The organism is Photorhabdus temperata (assembly GCF_025384845.1).
GTDB lineage: Bacteria > Pseudomonadota > Gammaproteobacteria > Enterobacterales > Enterobacteriaceae > Photorhabdus > Photorhabdus temperata.
Genome location: NZ_JAJAFX010000001.1, coordinates 108,391 through 123,711 on the forward strand (window position 1 = coordinate 108,391; position 15,321 = coordinate 123,711).

The 15,321-nt window shown below is 43.9% G+C and carries 13 protein-coding genes and 3 tRNA genes; 10 read left to right on the forward strand and 6 right to left on the reverse strand.

The genetic code is table 11. The features are described from left to right. Positions 1-101 precede the first annotated feature (101 nt). Positions 102-1,349, forward strand: coding sequence for an N-acetylmuramoyl-L-alanine amidase AmiC (amiC, locus tag LGZ99_RS00360; RefSeq protein ID WP_023043336.1), 1,248 nt, complete (start codon positions 102-104; stop codon positions 1,347-1,349). A 5-nt stretch (positions 1,350-1,354) separates the two neighbouring features. Here amiC and LGZ99_RS00365 read toward each other — a convergent pair whose 3' ends face one another. The 4 genes from LGZ99_RS00365 to LGZ99_RS00380 all read right to left on the reverse strand — a co-directional run bounded on the left by LGZ99_RS00365 (position 1,355) and on the right by LGZ99_RS00380 (position 2,226). Next, complete coding sequence (locus LGZ99_RS00365) at positions 1,355-1,654, reverse strand: helix-turn-helix domain-containing transcriptional regulator (RefSeq protein ID WP_036837279.1); 300 nt, start codon at positions 1,652-1,654, stop codon at positions 1,355-1,357. A gap of 206 nt (positions 1,655-1,860) precedes the next feature. Then, positions 1,861-1,937, reverse strand: a tRNA-Met gene (locus LGZ99_RS00370). 44 nt (positions 1,938-1,981) lie between these two features. After that, positions 1,982-2,058: transfer RNA gene (locus tag LGZ99_RS00375), tRNA-Met, on the reverse strand. Positions 2,059-2,149: 91 nt separating this feature from the next. Further along, positions 2,150-2,226: transfer RNA gene (locus tag LGZ99_RS00380), tRNA-Met, on the reverse strand. Between the two features lie 220 nt (positions 2,227-2,446). Between LGZ99_RS00380 and mltA the strand changes: the two genes are divergently transcribed. Beyond that, positions 2,447-3,544, forward strand: a complete 1,098-nt coding sequence (mltA, locus tag LGZ99_RS00385) for a murein transglycosylase A (protein ID WP_021323504.1) — start codon at positions 2,447-2,449, stop codon at positions 3,542-3,544. A 48-nt stretch (positions 3,545-3,592) separates the two neighbouring features. Next, entirely contained in the window at positions 3,593-4,405 is an 813-nt protein-coding gene (gene tcdA, locus LGZ99_RS00390; RefSeq protein ID WP_021323503.1) for a tRNA cyclic N6-threonylcarbamoyladenosine(37) synthase TcdA, read from the forward strand. On the opposite strand, the gene csdE is transcribed toward tcdA, so the two are convergent. Continuing rightward, on the reverse strand, positions 4,377-4,856 hold the full coding sequence (gene csdE, locus LGZ99_RS00395; protein ID WP_262978781.1) for a cysteine desulfurase sulfur acceptor subunit CsdE: 480 nt from the start codon (positions 4,854-4,856) through the stop codon (positions 4,377-4,379). The two genes, tcdA and csdE, sit on opposite strands and share 29 nt — an antisense overlap. Positions 4,857-4,858: 2 nt before the next feature. Continuing rightward, positions 4,859-6,067: a cysteine desulfurase CsdA gene (gene csdA / locus LGZ99_RS00400; protein ID WP_023043341.1), complete on the reverse strand. Its 1,209-nt coding sequence runs from the start codon at positions 6,065-6,067 to the stop codon at positions 4,859-4,861. Between the two features lie 447 nt (positions 6,068-6,514). Between csdA and LGZ99_RS00405 the strand changes: the two genes are divergently transcribed. From LGZ99_RS00405 to LGZ99_RS00435, 7 genes are all read left to right on the forward strand, one after another. Then, positions 6,515-7,435, forward strand: a complete 921-nt coding sequence (locus LGZ99_RS00405) for a transcriptional regulator GcvA (RefSeq protein ID WP_021323500.1) — start codon at positions 6,515-6,517, stop codon at positions 7,433-7,435. 63 nt (positions 7,436-7,498) lie between these two features. After that, positions 7,499-7,894, forward strand: coding sequence for a DUF423 domain-containing protein (locus LGZ99_RS00410; RefSeq protein WP_262978782.1), 396 nt, complete (start codon positions 7,499-7,501; stop codon positions 7,892-7,894). Continuing rightward, complete coding sequence (gene rlmM, locus LGZ99_RS00415; RefSeq protein ID WP_023043343.1) at positions 7,887-8,987, forward strand: 23S rRNA (cytidine(2498)-2'-O)-methyltransferase RlmM; 1,101 nt, start codon at positions 7,887-7,889, stop codon at positions 8,985-8,987. The genes LGZ99_RS00410 and rlmM overlap by 8 nt, the downstream gene beginning before the upstream one ends. A gap of 1,231 nt (positions 8,988-10,218) precedes the next feature. Then, complete coding sequence (gene prtA / locus LGZ99_RS00420; RefSeq protein ID WP_268745268.1) at positions 10,219-11,670, forward strand: serralysin; 1,452 nt, start codon at positions 10,219-10,221, stop codon at positions 11,668-11,670. 52 nt (positions 11,671-11,722) lie between these two features. After that, positions 11,723-12,109, forward strand: coding sequence for a protease inhibitor Inh/omp19 family protein (locus LGZ99_RS00425; RefSeq protein WP_021323496.1), 387 nt, complete (start codon positions 11,723-11,725; stop codon positions 12,107-12,109). A 91-nt stretch (positions 12,110-12,200) separates the two neighbouring features. Next, the gene (locus tag LGZ99_RS00430) at positions 12,201-13,925 is read left to right on the forward strand and encodes a type I secretion system permease/ATPase (RefSeq protein ID WP_262978783.1); all 1,725 of its coding nucleotides are present in this window, start codon (positions 12,201-12,203) and stop codon (positions 13,923-13,925) included. 67 nt (positions 13,926-13,992) lie between these two features. Next, complete coding sequence (locus LGZ99_RS00435; RefSeq protein ID WP_036837274.1) at positions 13,993-15,321, forward strand: HlyD family type I secretion periplasmic adaptor subunit; 1,329 nt, start codon at positions 13,993-13,995, stop codon at positions 15,319-15,321.

Here is a 15,321-nt window from a genome sequence, read left to right on the forward strand (position 1 = left end):
CAGCATAATGTTGGTTAGCGTTTTTCACTTGGTTGTTTGGTTGTTTCCTGAGTTGAATGTCACCCTGAATATTTGTATTTTATGAATGGAATAAATAGTAGATGAGTCATTCAGATCTTAATCTGTCACGACGTCGCTTGTTGCAGGGAGCGGCAGCAATGTGGTTGCTTAGTGTCAGTCAGGTGGGTTACGCAGCGTCATCAAAGATTATTGCAGTTCGTATTTGGCCTGCATCCAGTTATACCCGTGTGACTCTTGAGTCAAATATTCCACTCAAATATCGCCAGTTCGTGCTGACAAATCCAAACAGAATTGTTGTTGACCTTGAGGGTGTGCAATTGAACCATACCCTAAAAGGTATGGGGAAGCAGATTCAATCCCGCGATCCTTATCTTAAACTGGTCAGGGCGGGGCAGTTTGATCCTAAAACGGTTCGTCTGGTGTTTGAAGTTAAACAATCGGTCAGCCCACATATGTTTACGTTGAAACCAGTGGCGGAATTTAAGCACCGTTTGGTTTTGGATATTTATCCCGCAGCGGGAGCGAATAAAGATGATGATCCATTACTTGCTCTGCTTGAAGAGTACAATAAAGGTAATTTGGCTGAGGATTTACCGGCGGAAATACCGAAGTCAGGCAAAGCAGGTAAAGACAGGCCGATTGTGATCATGCTCGATCCTGGACATGGGGGAGAAGATCCTGGCGCTATCGGCAAATATAAAACCCGTGAGAAAGACGTTGTTCTGCAAATCGCCCGTCGATTGCGAACTATTATTCAGCGTGAACCGGGTATGAAAGTGTATATGACTCGTAATGAAGATGTGTTTATTCCGCTAAAAGTCCGGGTGGCAAAAGCACGTAAGATGCGGGCTGATTTATTTGTTTCTATTCATGCTGATGCCTTTTCTAACCGAGCTGCACATGGCTCTTCGGTTTTTGCGCTTTCTACTAAAGGTGCAACCAGTAATACCGCACGTTTTCTGGCCCAAACGCAAAATGAAGCCGACCAGATTGGTGGTGTAAGTAAAAGTGGTGATAAATATCTGGATCATACTATGTTTGATTTGCTACAGACTGCGACCATCAATGACAGCCTTAAATTTGGCAGTGAAGTGCTCAAGCGCATGGGTAAGGTGAATAAACTGCATAAGAATCGGGTGGATCAGGCTGGGTTTGCGGTACTGAAAGCACCGGATATCCCATCTATTCTGGTAGAAACTGCGTTTATCAGTAACCTGGAAGAGGAACGAAAACTGAAAACAGCACGCTTCCAGCAGCAGGTAGCGGAGTCCATTTTCGCCGGTATCAAAGCGTATTTTAGTAATGGTGGCAATGTAAACTTATCGTAGCCCTGTTAGTGGGTAGTGATGGGTTGAACTGCCAGGCGTAAGCCCATGACACGCAGGATTGCGCTTAGATTTCTGACCTCCGGGTTGCCTTCGGCCGACAAGGTGCGATAGAGTTGGTTCGGATTCAATTCGGCTTCCTTGGCCACGTTACGAATGCCGCCGAAGACTTTGGTCATTTGGCGAAGAGCGATCAGTAGCTCGGCTTGTTCTCCATCCTCAAGGATGCTGTTTAGTAGCTCGATTGCGTAAGCTGGATCTTTGCGGAACACTTCGGCCATTGCGTCGTCGTGTGATCTGTCTTTCATTACTCGCTCTCCTATTTGTTTCTGTTTTTCCATTCGCGCCTCGGGCTATGCCCGCGTCCTGCTTGCGTTTATCGCCGCCGCAAAGCAGCAGAACGATAGTTAAGTCAGTATTCGTAATTGAACTGAGCACAGATAGGCAAATATGGTGGAGGTAAAACCATCCAGAAGTTGTTTTTGGAGTTTGTATGCTGAAACGCATCAAGGATTGGTTGCGGGGGCCGGATTTGAACCGACGACCTTCGGGTTATGAGCCCGACGAGCTACCAAGCTGCTCCACCCCGCGTCCGTTTTAATACTGTCTGTTTTAATACCTTGAGTTGCGAAAATTGGTTGCGGGAGCCGGATTCGAACCGACGACCTTCGGGTTATGAGCCCGACGAGCTACCAGGCTGCTCCATCCCGCGTCCGTTAAGAACCTATTTTGTGTTTTCCTGCATCACTAATGCCTGCCGGAATAGGTTCCTCATTCGCAAATATCGGACTATTTCATTGTGTTGGTTGCGGGGGCCGGATTTGAACCGACGACCTTCGGGTTATGAGCCCGACGAGCTACCAGGCTGCTCCACCCCGCGTCCGATGTGCGCACTATACTCAGGATCAGATCTGTTGCAAGTTTTTTTATTAAAAATTGTTTGTTTCGTTACTTTTTTGATTGGTTACTCTGCATGTTGGTGTTTTTGTATTCGTTTGTTCGCTGTTTCGTTAAGTTATTTTTTTTGTAGTAAGTTTCATTATTTTTGTTGGTTTGGTATTGTTCACCGTTAGGCAATGTCGGTAAGAGAGAAGGCAGCAATGACATTCTGGAGTAAGTATTTTCTGTGTGGGATCGTGATTTCACTGTTAGTTGGATGTCATTCCCGTCCAACCGCTCAAGGCCAACAATATAAAGATGGTCATATCACTCAGGATTTATTGCTGGTTAATCAGCCCAATGCTCAGGGCAGGCCGGTTAATGCTAAAGATTTTTCAGAGCAGGTTATGCTTATCAGCCAGTCTGCTCCTCGCCTGTATAATCGTAATAGCTCAACTTTTGACGCAGTGCAGAACTGGGTGCTGGCTGGCGGTGCAACCAGTAAATTAAATTTGTTTAATTTACGTGCTTACCAGATGGAAGGTGTGGATAATTACGGTAATGTCCAATTCACGGGTTATTATACGCCGGTGTTACAGGCCCGCCGCGTTAAACAAGGGGAGTTTAGATATCCCTTGTACCGTATGCCGCCTAAAGGCAGATATCATTTACCAAGCCGGGCTGCGATATACAATGGCGCCCTCAGCTCCAGCCTGATCATTGGCTACAGTAATTCTCTGATTGATAATTTTATTATGGAAGTGCAGGGCAGTGGTTATGTCGATTTTGGTGACGGTGAGCCGCTGACCTTTTTGGGTTATTCGGGTAAGAATGGACAGGCTTATCGGAGTATTGGCAGGCTGTTGGTTGAACGTGGAGAAATCGCGCAGAAAGATATATCTATGCTGGCGATTCGCAAATGGGCTGAATCGCACAGTGAGGCAGAGGTTCGTAAGCTGCTAGAACAGAATCCATCATTTGTCTTTTTTAAACCTGAAGTTTATGCCTCAGTGCGGGGAGCGAGTAGCGTTCCTCTGATTGCAAAAGCCGCTGTGGCCGCTGATAAAATGCTTGTTCCACCAGGAACAACATTGCTGGCGGAGATACCTTTGCTGGATAACGAGGGGAAATTTACCGGTCAGTACCAGATGCGCCTGATGATTGCACTGGATGTCGGCGGCGCAATAAAGGGACATCATTTCGATATCTATCATGGTATTGGTGATGAGGCTGGTATCGCGGCGGGTTTCTATAACCACTACGGCCGGGTTTGGGTGCTGAAAGAAGAACAGCCTGCTATGCTAATGGTAAATCAGTAATTCCTTTCCATAAATTTTATAACAGGTTTTCAGGATTGATATTCAGTGATGCAAACTTCTCTTTCTGATGCATATATGCAGCGCTTTGCGGGTACAGCCCGTTTATATGGTCAAAAAGCGCTTTCTTTGTTTTCTCATTCCCATGTTTGTGTCGTGGGTATCGGTGGGGTGGGTTCCTGGGCCGCCGAGGCGTTGGCTCGTACAGGAATAGGCGCGATTACCCTGATTGATATGGATGATGTCTGTATCACTAATACTAACCGCCAGTTACATGCTTTAAAGCAGCATATTGGACAACCAAAAACGGAAGTGATCGCTGAACGTATTCTGGCGATTAATCCTGAGTGTAAAGTCACTTGTATTGATGATTTTCTCACGCCGGATAATGTTGCAGAGATGATGGCGGTTGGATTCAGTTATGTCATTGATGCGATCGATAGTGTCAGGCCAAAAGCGGCGCTGTTGGCTTATTGTCGTCGCTATAAAATTCCGTTGGTAACAACCGGTGGGGCGGGTGGGCAACTTGATCCTACGCAAATTCAGGTTGTTGATTTGGCGAAAACGATTCAGGACCCTTTAGCGGCTAAACTGCGGGAAAGGCTGAAATCTGATTATCACGTTGTGAAGAATGGTAAAGGCAAGTTGGGAATTGATTGTGTGTTCTCAACTGAGCAGCTAGTTTATCCACAGAGTGATGGCTCTGTTTGCGCCGCTAAAAGCACCGCGGAGGGGACGAAACGCATGGATTGCGCATCGGGTTTTGGTGCCGCAACAATGGTCACGGCGACATTCGGATTTGTTGCGGTTTCCCATGCACTGAAAAAGATGGTTGCTAAAGCGCAACGTCAGGGCATGCTTTAGTATAATTTTTTGCGGTGTTTTGCACGGTATGGATCAGCGATTTCATGCCGTTCAACCGTGAGCCGCTTAACTGTTGCTCCAGCCCAAGTTGGTGGAGCAGCGCCAACAGGTTAGTTTCCAAAACTTGTTGCGGTGTTTTTCCTTCCACCGCGGTCAATATCACCGCCAGCAAGCCTTTGACAATGCGACCTTCGCTATCGCCATAAAAATGCAGATAACCATCTGACAATAATTGATGTCCTAACCAAACCCGGTTTTCACAGCCAGACATTTCGATATCTTGTTGTTTCAAGTTGTCAGGTAGTGCAGGTAGTTTCTTGGACAGCAGGATTAACTGGCGATAGCGATCTTCCCATTGATGGCATTGGTTAAAGGTTTCAATTAGCTGTTGCTGGCTAATTTCCTTGCCAAATGGATGTGGTGCGGTCAGGTTTTCTGCGGCTTGAGCCATATTTATTCATCCTGTAATAGAGAAAGGCCGAATTTTACTGCCTGAACTAAAGAATCGGCATCCTGCTGATTGTTATAAGGCATAAAAGAGGCACGCAAACAGCCGTTGATGCCTAAAGCTTCGATCAGTGGTTGAGCGCAATGCTGACCGGAGCGTAAGGCAATATTTTGTTCTGCCAAAATAGCCGCCAGATCACTGTGATGAATACCGGCAAAATTAAAAGCCAACAGGCTGGAACCGGCAATACGATAACTGATAAATCCGGGTAAAGCGGAAAGTTGTTGTTCGGTGTAGTCAGCGAGTGTGACGGCATGGGCTTCCGCTTTAACGATATCAATATCTTTTAGCCATTCCAGCGTGGCAGAAAAACCAATAACACCTGCAACATTCGGTGTCCCCGCTTCAAACCTGAATGGTACAGCTTCTGGTGTGAAACCGCTGAATGAGGCGTGGGTAAGCATTTTTCCTCCGCCTTGCCAGGGAGACATCGCATCAAGTAACTCACTTTTGCCGTAAAGTACACCAACGCCATTTGAACTATAGAGCTTATGAGCGGAAAACGCGTAGAAATCGATGTTTGATTGCTGAACATCAACGGGATTGTGAACAACTCCCTGAGCACCATCAACAACGACCAGACAATCATGTTGGTGCGCTATTTTTGTTATTGCAGTCAGATCGACGGCTCCGCCGGTCACATTGGACATTTGGCTGATTGCTATTAATCGGCTGTGTTGGTTCAGAAGTTCAGGCAGCATATTGATATCCGGCAATTTGCCATTGCCTAAAGGCCATTTAATCACCTTGGCGCCGATTTGTTCCGCCAGCATTAACCAGGGGATCAGGTTGGAATGGTGTTCCTGCTCACTAACGATAATTTCATCACCGGGCTGGAGATGGGGACGGAAATAATTTTGGGCAACCAGATTGATAGATTCTGTTGTGCCTTTTGTCCAGATAATATTTTCGGCTTTTGGGGCGTTGATGAGTTCAGCAACCTGTTGACGGGCATTTTCATAGCGAGATGTGATTTCCAGCGCTGTGTGATGTTGGCTGCGATGTACAGTAGTACTGCTGTATTGATAATAATCCAGAGTTACCTTTATCATGGCTTGTGGTTTCAGGGCAGTTGCTGCACTATCCAGGAATACAGTTTGTTGTTGCAGGGCTGGGAATTGCAGGCGGAACTGTTCTGGTTCGAACTTTTTCATAGTGTTTTAATTAGGTTTCGTGGTTATTGATCAGATTATTCTGTTGGTGATGATGATCCGCTTGCTTGTGACTGAAAATGGATAGGTTGTTACATTGAATAATATTGCCATGTTCCCGCTATTATGACAAAAAAAGCACCGCAATCGCGGTGCATTAAAAATCACTATGGACAGACAGGGTTAAATGTACAGGAAGTGAAAAAAACAGTAGCTTAAGCTACATAGTCTGGTTTTCCAGACAACTTGCAAACACAACATCACAACCACAAAGCCAAAAGTTTCATAGCGTTAAAACTAATTCACTTTTCGTTCCGGCTTAGGAAGTGGCGCCACTATAGGGATTTACTGGTGTATCCTCAATGGACAATTTATAATGATTCGGATTACAAAAACTAATAATTAAATATAAAGAGTTACCGGTATCACCAACATTGCATAAGGGCTCACATGTCCAAACGTTTACCACCACTGAATGCGTTGCGGGTTTTTGATGCTGCGGCGCGTCATTTGAGTTTTACTAAGGCGGCTGAAGAGTTATTTGTGACGCAGGCCGCAGTTAGCCATCAGATGAAAAGTCTGGAGGATTTCCTTGGCTTGAAGTTGTTTCGTCGTCGCAACCGATCATTATTGTTGACTGAAGAGGGGCAAAGTTACTATCTGGATATTAAAGAAATATTCACATCAATAAATGAAGCAACGCGTAAACTTCAGGCCCGAAGTGCTAAAGGCGCTTTGACTGTCAGTCTTTCGCCCAGTTTTGCTATTCAGTGGCTGGTTCCAAGGTTGTCTAGCTTTAATTTAGCTTATCCGGGAATTGATGTCAGGATACAGGCGGTAGACAGAGAAGAAGATAAGCTCGCTGATGATGTTGATGTTGCTATCTTTTATGGCCGGGGAAACTGGCCGGGGTTGCGAACGGATCGTCTTTATGCGGAATATTTGCTCCCCGTTTGCGCACCTTCGTTACTGACCGGGGAAAACCCGCTGAAAACTCCCGCAGATTTGGCACGCCATATGTTGTTACACGATTCTTCCCGCCGTGACTGGCAGGCTTATATACGCCAGCTTGATATGCAGCAGCAGATAAATGTTCAGCAAGGGCCGATATTCAGCCATAGTGCAATGGTGATCCAGGCCGCGGTTCATGGTCAGGGGATTGCATTGGCAAATAATGTTATGGCTCGGACTGAAATTGATGCTGGGCGTTTAGTGTGTCCATTTAATGATGTATTAGTGAGTAAGAATGCATTTTACCTTGTCTGTCATGACAATCAGGCTGAGTTGGGGAAAATCGCAGCATTCCGGCAATGGGTGCTGGCACAGGCAGCCAGTGAGCAGGAGAAACTGGGCTTTATTACCAATGAATAAGAAAAGAATAAGGTATTCGGGCTGTAAGAACTCTCAGATATAATGTGAAAAAGGAAGATAACAGTGAATAGTCGTTTAATGCTTATCTTTGCTGGCTTCAGTGGTTTTTTCTATGTGGCGTTTGGTGCTGTCGGGTCGCATTTCTTATCCCCGATGATGGCAAAATATCAGATAAGTTGGATTGATCTCGGCCTGCAATATCAAGGTATTCACACTTTGGCAATGATGGCGATGTCTGCCATGTTGATGCGTAGGGTTATTCTCTGGTTTTACTGGAGTGGTGTTTTTTTCGCGGTAGGCATTTTATTGTTTAGTGGCAGTCTCTATTGTATGGCCTTATTGCAGGCTAAATTTTTTACTTATATTACCCCAGTTGGAGGGCTCAGCTTTCTTATCGGCTGGCTCTTTGTGTTAATTGGCGCTTTGCGTCTAAGGAAATCGGCGCTTCGCCATGAATAAAATTGCTTTATATTGCCGCCCTGGTTTTGAAAAAGAGTGCGCAGCAGAAATCACCGATAAAGCGGGTCAAAAAGAGATTTACGGTTTTGCCCGGGTAAAAGATAACAGTGGTTATGTCCTGTTTGAGTGTTATCAACATGAAGACGCCGATCGGCTTATTCGTGAGATACCATTCCGCGAATTGATTTTTGCCCGTCAAATGTTGGTCGTGGGTGAATTATTGCGGGATTTATCTCCTGAAGATCGGATAAGCCCGATTATTGGTATGTTACAGGGCGTTATGGAGCGTGCAGGTGAGTTGCGGGTTGAAGTGCCTGATACCAACGAAAGCAAAGAGTTACTGAAATTTTGCCGGAAATTCACTGTTCCGCTGCGTAATGCGATGCGTCAGGAAAAGATCTTGCTGATTAGAGAAAACGCTAATCGCCCAGTAATACACGTTTTCTTTATTGCTCCGGGTTGTTGTTATGTTGGTTATTCTTACAGTAATAATAACTCGCCATTTTATATGGGCATTCCCCGGCTGAAATTTCCTTCAGATGCACCAAGTCGCTCAACATTGAAACTGGAAGAAGCTTTTCATGTTTTCATTCCTTATGACGAATGGGAAGAGCGTTTGGCGAGTGGTTTGTATGCGGTTGATTTGGGCGCATGTCCTGGGGGCTGGACTTATCAGCTAGTGAAACGCAGTATGATGGTTCATGCTGTAGATAATGGCCCGATGTCGCAAAGTTTGATGGATACAGGGCAGGTTAAACATCACAAAGTTGATGGTTTTAAATTTGTACCTACGGCAAAAAATATTTATTGGCTGGTGTGTGATATGGTGGAAAAACCAGCGAAAGTGACTCAGCTAATGGCAGATTGGCTGGTTAATGGCTGGTGCCGGGAAGCTATTTTTAATCTTAAATTACCAATGAAAAAGCGTTATGAAGAAGTAGCGCATAATTTGCAGAAAATGCATCTGCAATTAAAAGAAAATGGTATAAATGCGCAAATTCAAGCAAAGCATCTTTATCATGACAGGGAAGAAATAACTGTTCATGTCCGCCGTATTTGGTCTGCTTATGCAGCCAACCGGGATGATTATTGATTAACTTATGTTCATCCGCATCCCGGAATAAATGCCGAAAATAAAGTTTACCAAATCGCCTCAGAATATCTGAGGCGATTTCATTTTTCAGTATTAGTTGACATTATTGTATTTTATTTCTCATTTTTATGTGAAATAAAAGTAGTGCATTAAAATGATTTATCCCATTTATTCAACAAAGAAGCTATTACACCATATTCATGGTGAGGTCATCATGATTTAATGTAATAATTAATATTGTGTGATTTTTGTCTGGTAAATGTTGATTTTTTACTTAACTTAAGGCAAATAATGAAATCAATATATCATTGTGATTTTTGATGATATATTGGTTTAATATTAAATAATTAAATGAATTAAGACTGTAAATTGTAATGAATGTTTTCTTGTTTCTTATTTGGTTGTAATCTTTATTTACCCTATAATATATATTAATTGAATGTGTATTTTATGTTTTTTTAATTATGGAATTTTATTAATATATTTTATTTCTGTTAAATAGTCGTTGTAAAAGATATTCAGATAAATATAACATTCCTTCAATTCACATTATAAAATGTTAATTATTGGTTTTTATATTCTATTTTTAATTTTATTCAATTAACTATGTTTATATCCTTCTTTGTTATTTAAAAATCATAAATATAATTTAATTGTATTGGTGGGGAACGATTAAGAATAAATAAAGCATTAATGATCCTATTATGTATGTTTTATTTATTGATTTCATAAAGTTGTTGTTACATTTATCAATAATAACATATAGGTTTTATATGGATATTGCCTAACTCAATTTACTTTCAGGTTCCCCAGAACACCTAATATTGCAAGCAGATTGAGTTTTTTATCTGGTATTTGGTCTGTTTATTTGATTGACGGTGATAATTGCTAATTATAATTATTCATAGGAATTCTATAAAATTTTTAAATTTTACTTTGTGGACAATTAAATAATAGATAATTTAGTTATAATAAAATATCAATTAGAAATTAGCGGTGTTTTTTTTGTCTTAAATAGTTATGTGATACAAAACAATCGCTTATTTGTTTTATGTTATTTTTATCACGTTTATATTAAAAAAATATGTTAATTGCTTTTTACATAATTAACTTTAGTGTTACGTTGTTGTGAAAGGGATTTTCATTGTTATTTGTATGGCCGGGAGGGCCTATTGTTCTCAGGTTTTATTGACTTGTATTTAATTAAATAAAAATTCTAAGTCCTGCATTTATGGAGAGATATATGTCTTTAAAGAAGAAAATTTCATACTCGGAACTTATCGGCTCAGCAAAGGCAAATGAGCTTCAGACACAGTTACAGGCTTATGTACCAGGTAAGGATCCTAATATTGTTGTTGAGCATGAGCCAAGTAAAAATGCTGCAAAAGAATTAATTCGAGGTGATTATCGCTGGGGGCATCAGGGCGACGATAAGTCTGAAACTTTCCAATTAACTTATAGTTTTCTGGAGAGTGAACCGGATAATATGCCTTGGCATATTGCTGGGTTTTCAGCATTTAATGAAGAACAAAGAACTGCTGCGAAACTGTCAATACAATCTTGGACTGATGTCGCTAATATTAATTTCACTGAAACAACTGATTCGGATAAGGCGCACATTACCTTTGGTTTCTTTGACGCTAGTTTGACGGGGAGCTATGCGTTTGCTTATCTTCCCAGCCCTGAATCGAAACAATCAGGAACTTGGTATAACCTGAAAAGCCGCACTTTCTCAGAAAATGATATTGGCGTAAACGGTTATGGCCGTCAGACTTTTACTCATGAAATCGGCCATACATTGGGGTTAGAGCATCCCGCTGCATATAATGCGTCTGATAAGGAAAGACCGACTTATAAGAAGAGCGCCACGTATTTTGAAGATAGCCGCGCTTATACGGTCATGAGTTATTTCGGTGAAAAAAATACCGGACAAGACTTTAAAGGTATTTATTCTTCCGCACCATTACTTAACGATATTTCTGCCATTCAGGAAGTGTATGGCGCTAATAATACAACCCGTACAGATGACACTGTATATGGTTTTAACTCCAACACTGATCGTGACTTCTTTACTGCAAAAGATGAGAACAGCAAATTGTTGTTCACTGCTTGGGATGCCGGTGGTAATGACACATTTGATTTCTCTGGTTTTACTCAGGATCAGCGCATCAACCTGAATGAAGCTTCCTTCTCGGATGTCGGTGGCCTGAAAGGAAACGTCTCTATTGCCCGTGGCGTAACGATTGAAAATGCGATTGGCGGCAGTGGTAATGACATTCTGATCGGGAACGACGCCGACAATACTCTTAAGGGCGGTGCCGGTGATGACATCATCTACGGCGGTCTGGGCGCAGATCAGCTTTGGGGCGGGGAAGGCAAAGATACCTTTGTCTACCTGAGCGCTAAAGAATCACCCCCTCTTGAGCGTGATTGGATCCATGACTTCGTTTCCGGTGAGGACAAGATTGATGTGTCGTTGTTCGATCTGGGTGAAGCAGGGAAAGGTGGCGTTAAGTTTGTCAGGGAGTTCACTGGCGCAGTCGGAGAAGCAGTGCTTCGCTATGATACGGTTAACAAGGTGAATGATTTCGCTATTAATTTGGGCGATAAATTCTCCTACGATGATTTTTGGGTAAAGATTGTCGGAGAGCCGATATTAGAGTCTGATTTTATCCTTGCATAACACAACAACACAACCGCATCTGACTGGATGCGGTTATGAGTTTGGAGGCGGAATGAGTTGTTCAGCCTGGTATCTGAAATTTGTGCTCTTTGTTTCTCTTGTATTCAGTGTTATCGGAGGAAGTATGGCAAGTAGTCTTCATCTCCCATACGCCAGTGAATTAAAAGGCGTGTGGCAACTGTCGGATGAACATCAGCAATGTGATGTCTCATTGACTGACCAACCATTACCTGAGGGGTCAATTTGGTCACTTAACGGTGATAGCGCCTGCTTGACGGATATGTTTGGCGAGGTACCTGCCGGGTGGCGGCCTACTCCTGATGGCATCACGATTACCGATGAGCAGGGCAGTGGTTTGGCTTTCTTCGCTCAGGAGTCGGATGGCTGGTTTGCCCGCTTTGCTGGTGGCCGGGAATTGATGATGAAGCCCAAAGCATAAGAAAAGTGGATAGGGCGGGAAACGTTAGCGTCAGATGGCGATTTTTTTAGAAAGATAAAAAAATATATCAAACAGTGATTAAGGAAATACTGTGAAATTACATCTCCCGAAGGATGAAATTACTGATGTCATTCGTGCCCGTAGCCGGGTGTTCTGGACTATCGGGTTGTTCACTGCCTTTATTAACCTGCTGATGTTGGTTCCATCTGTTTATATGTTGCAGGTTTATGACAGAGTGTTGCCATCGGGCAATGAAATCACTTTGCTGATGTTGACTTTGATTACTCTTGGCATGTTTACCATGATGGGTATGCTGGAATACATCCGCAGCATGATTGTCATTCGTATTGGTAGTCAGCTTGATATGAAGCTGAATAATCGTGTTTATACCGCATCTTATGAATCAAATCTGAAAAATGGCACAACAGATGCGGGTCAGATGCTCAATGATTTGGCAAATATCCGTCAGTTTTTGACCGGAAATGCCTTGTTTGCCTTCTTTGATGCCCCCTGGTTTCCAATCTATCTGCTGGTTATTTTTCTTTTTAACCCTTGGCTTGGTTTGTTGGCATTGGTAGGTGCTCTGGTATTAATTGCCCTTGCTGCGCTGAACCAATGGTTATCAAGTCAGCCTTTGTCCGAAGCAAGTCAACTCTCTCTGCGTTCAGCCAGCCTTGCCAGCACTAACTTACGTAACGCAGAAGTGATAGAAGCGTTAGGCATGTTGCCGGTGCTTCGCCGGAGATGGTTTGGGTTGCATGAACGTTTTCTGAATTTCCAGCGCATTGCCAGTGAACGGGCTTCTGTGATTAATTCAGTTACTAAAACTGTGCGTATGGCATTACAGTCGCTGATCCTCGGATTAGGGGGCTGGTTGGCGATTGGCGGGCATATCACGCCGGGAATGATGATTGCGGCTTCAATTCTGATGGGGCGTGCGCTTTCACCGATTGAACAACTTATTCAAGCCTGGAAAGGCTGGAGTGGCGCCCGTCTATCATGGCAACGGTTAACAAACCTGTTGGAACAACAACCGGAACGGAAACCGGGAATGTCATTACCCGCACCAAAAGGCAATTTGGCTGTAGATAAAGTTTCCGCCGCGCCTCCGGGAAGAAACAACAAGGTTGTTTTACAGGATGTCAGCTTTACGCTGGATGCGGGGGATGTGCTGGGATTAATTGGCCCCAGTGCTTCCGGGAAATCGACCCTTGCCAGGTTACTTGTCGGCATATGGCCTGCACAGGAAGGTGTTGTACGCCTGGATAATGCCGATATTTATCAATGGAATAAAGACGAATTGGGTTCCTCAATAGGCTATTTGCCGCAAGATATTGAGCTGTTTGGCGGCACTATTGCTGAGAACATTGCCCGTTTTAATGAAGTGGAGCCGGAAAAGGTTGTTAAGGCGGCACAGAAGGCGGGTGTTCATGAGCTGGTATTGGCTCTTGATAAGGGTTATGACACGGTTATTGGCGCCGGAGGGGTTGGGTTATCTGGTGGGCAGAAGCAGCGAATTGGTCTTGCCCGTGCGTTATATGATGAGCCGTCATTGGTGGTCTTGGATGAGCCTAATTCCAGTCTGGATGAAGCAGGGGAAAGAGCACTGAATGAGGCTATTGCCCAACTGAAAGCGCAAGGAAAAACAGTGATTGTGATTACTCACCGCATGTCATTGTTGTCACAGACAAACAAAATATTGTTGCTGGTTCAGGGAAAAATGAAGATGTTTGGTTCATCTCAGCAGGTGATAGCGGCTTTATCGCAACAAAATCAGGAACATTCTGCGGCTAAGGCAGTAGCACAGGCATCATAAGTAAATAGGCATTCAATCATAATAATATTAAATAGCTGAGACGGAGATTTCTGTCCGGGAGTGGATAATGTCTGATCAGGTTACGCCGGTAAGAGATGGAAAGGGATTGTTGCCTCTGGAAGAAAGGCATTTTTTACGACTAGGATGGTTAGTGATTGGAGTGGGGATCCTGGGGTTTCTTATTTGGGCAGCATTGGCGCCGTTGGATAAAGGGGTTGCTTCTTCAGGCGTGGTGGTGGTGGATGGCAACCGTAAAACCGTTCAGGCCCCGGCAAGCGGTATTATCAGCCAGATTAAGGTTGTTGAAGGCGAAACAATCAAAGCGGGTCAGACACTGGTTCAGCTCAGTCAGGTGCAGGCAAAAGCCCAAGTCGATGCGATTCAGGATCAACTGTATACCACGCTGGCAACGGAAGCCCGTTTATTAGCGGAACAGCATGGTGATGAGACTCTGATTTTCCCTGAGATATTACAGCAATTACAATCTGAACCCCGGGTGAAAGAGATCATCGTACTGCAAAAACAATTGTTTGCATCACGTCGTGAAATGCTGCAAAGCGACTTGGAAGGGCTGGAACAATCTGCCGAAGGCACAAATTTTCAGATTAAAGGGCTGAAATCTTCTCTTGTCAGCAAGCGAGTGCAGCAGGTGGCGCTTAAGGAACAGATAACTAATCTTAAATCTTTAGCGGATGAGGGCTATTTCCCGCGTAACCGTTATCTGGAGCTGTTGCGTGAGCAGGCTGAACTCAACAGCGGCATAGCGGAAATGGTAGGACGTGCTGGTCAGCTTGAAAAACAGTTACAGGAAACACAGCAGCGTATTATTCAGCGTAAAGCAGACTATCAGCGGGAAGTTCGCACTCAATTGGCGGAGGTGCAGGGTGCTGCCAGCGAATACAGAAATAAGCTGGATACCGCACAGTTCGAACTTACCCATACCTCAATTGTCGCGCCAGTTGATGGCACAGTTGTCGGATTAAATGTTTTTACGCAAGGTGGTGTTGTTGCTCCCGGCGAAAAACTGATGGAAATCCTGCCGGATCAGATGGCGCTTGAAGTAGAAACCCGTGTTGCGGTTAATTTGGCGGATAAAATCAGTAAAGGGATGGATGTGGATCTGATGTTCACGGCTTTTAACCAGAACCGGACGCCGAAAATTGAAGGAAAAGTGGTCATGGTTTCCGCAGACAGGTTGGTAGATCCTGCAACCAGCCAACCTTATTATCAGATGAGAGCCGTTGTTTCTCCTGAAGGGATGGAAAAACTGAAAGGGTTGGATATCAGGCCAGGGATGCCGGTTGAGGTCTTTGTCAAAACGGGTTCCCGCTCCCTGTTTAGTTATCTGTTTAAGCCATTGGTGGATCGGGCTTCAACATCGTTGATAGAGGAGTAA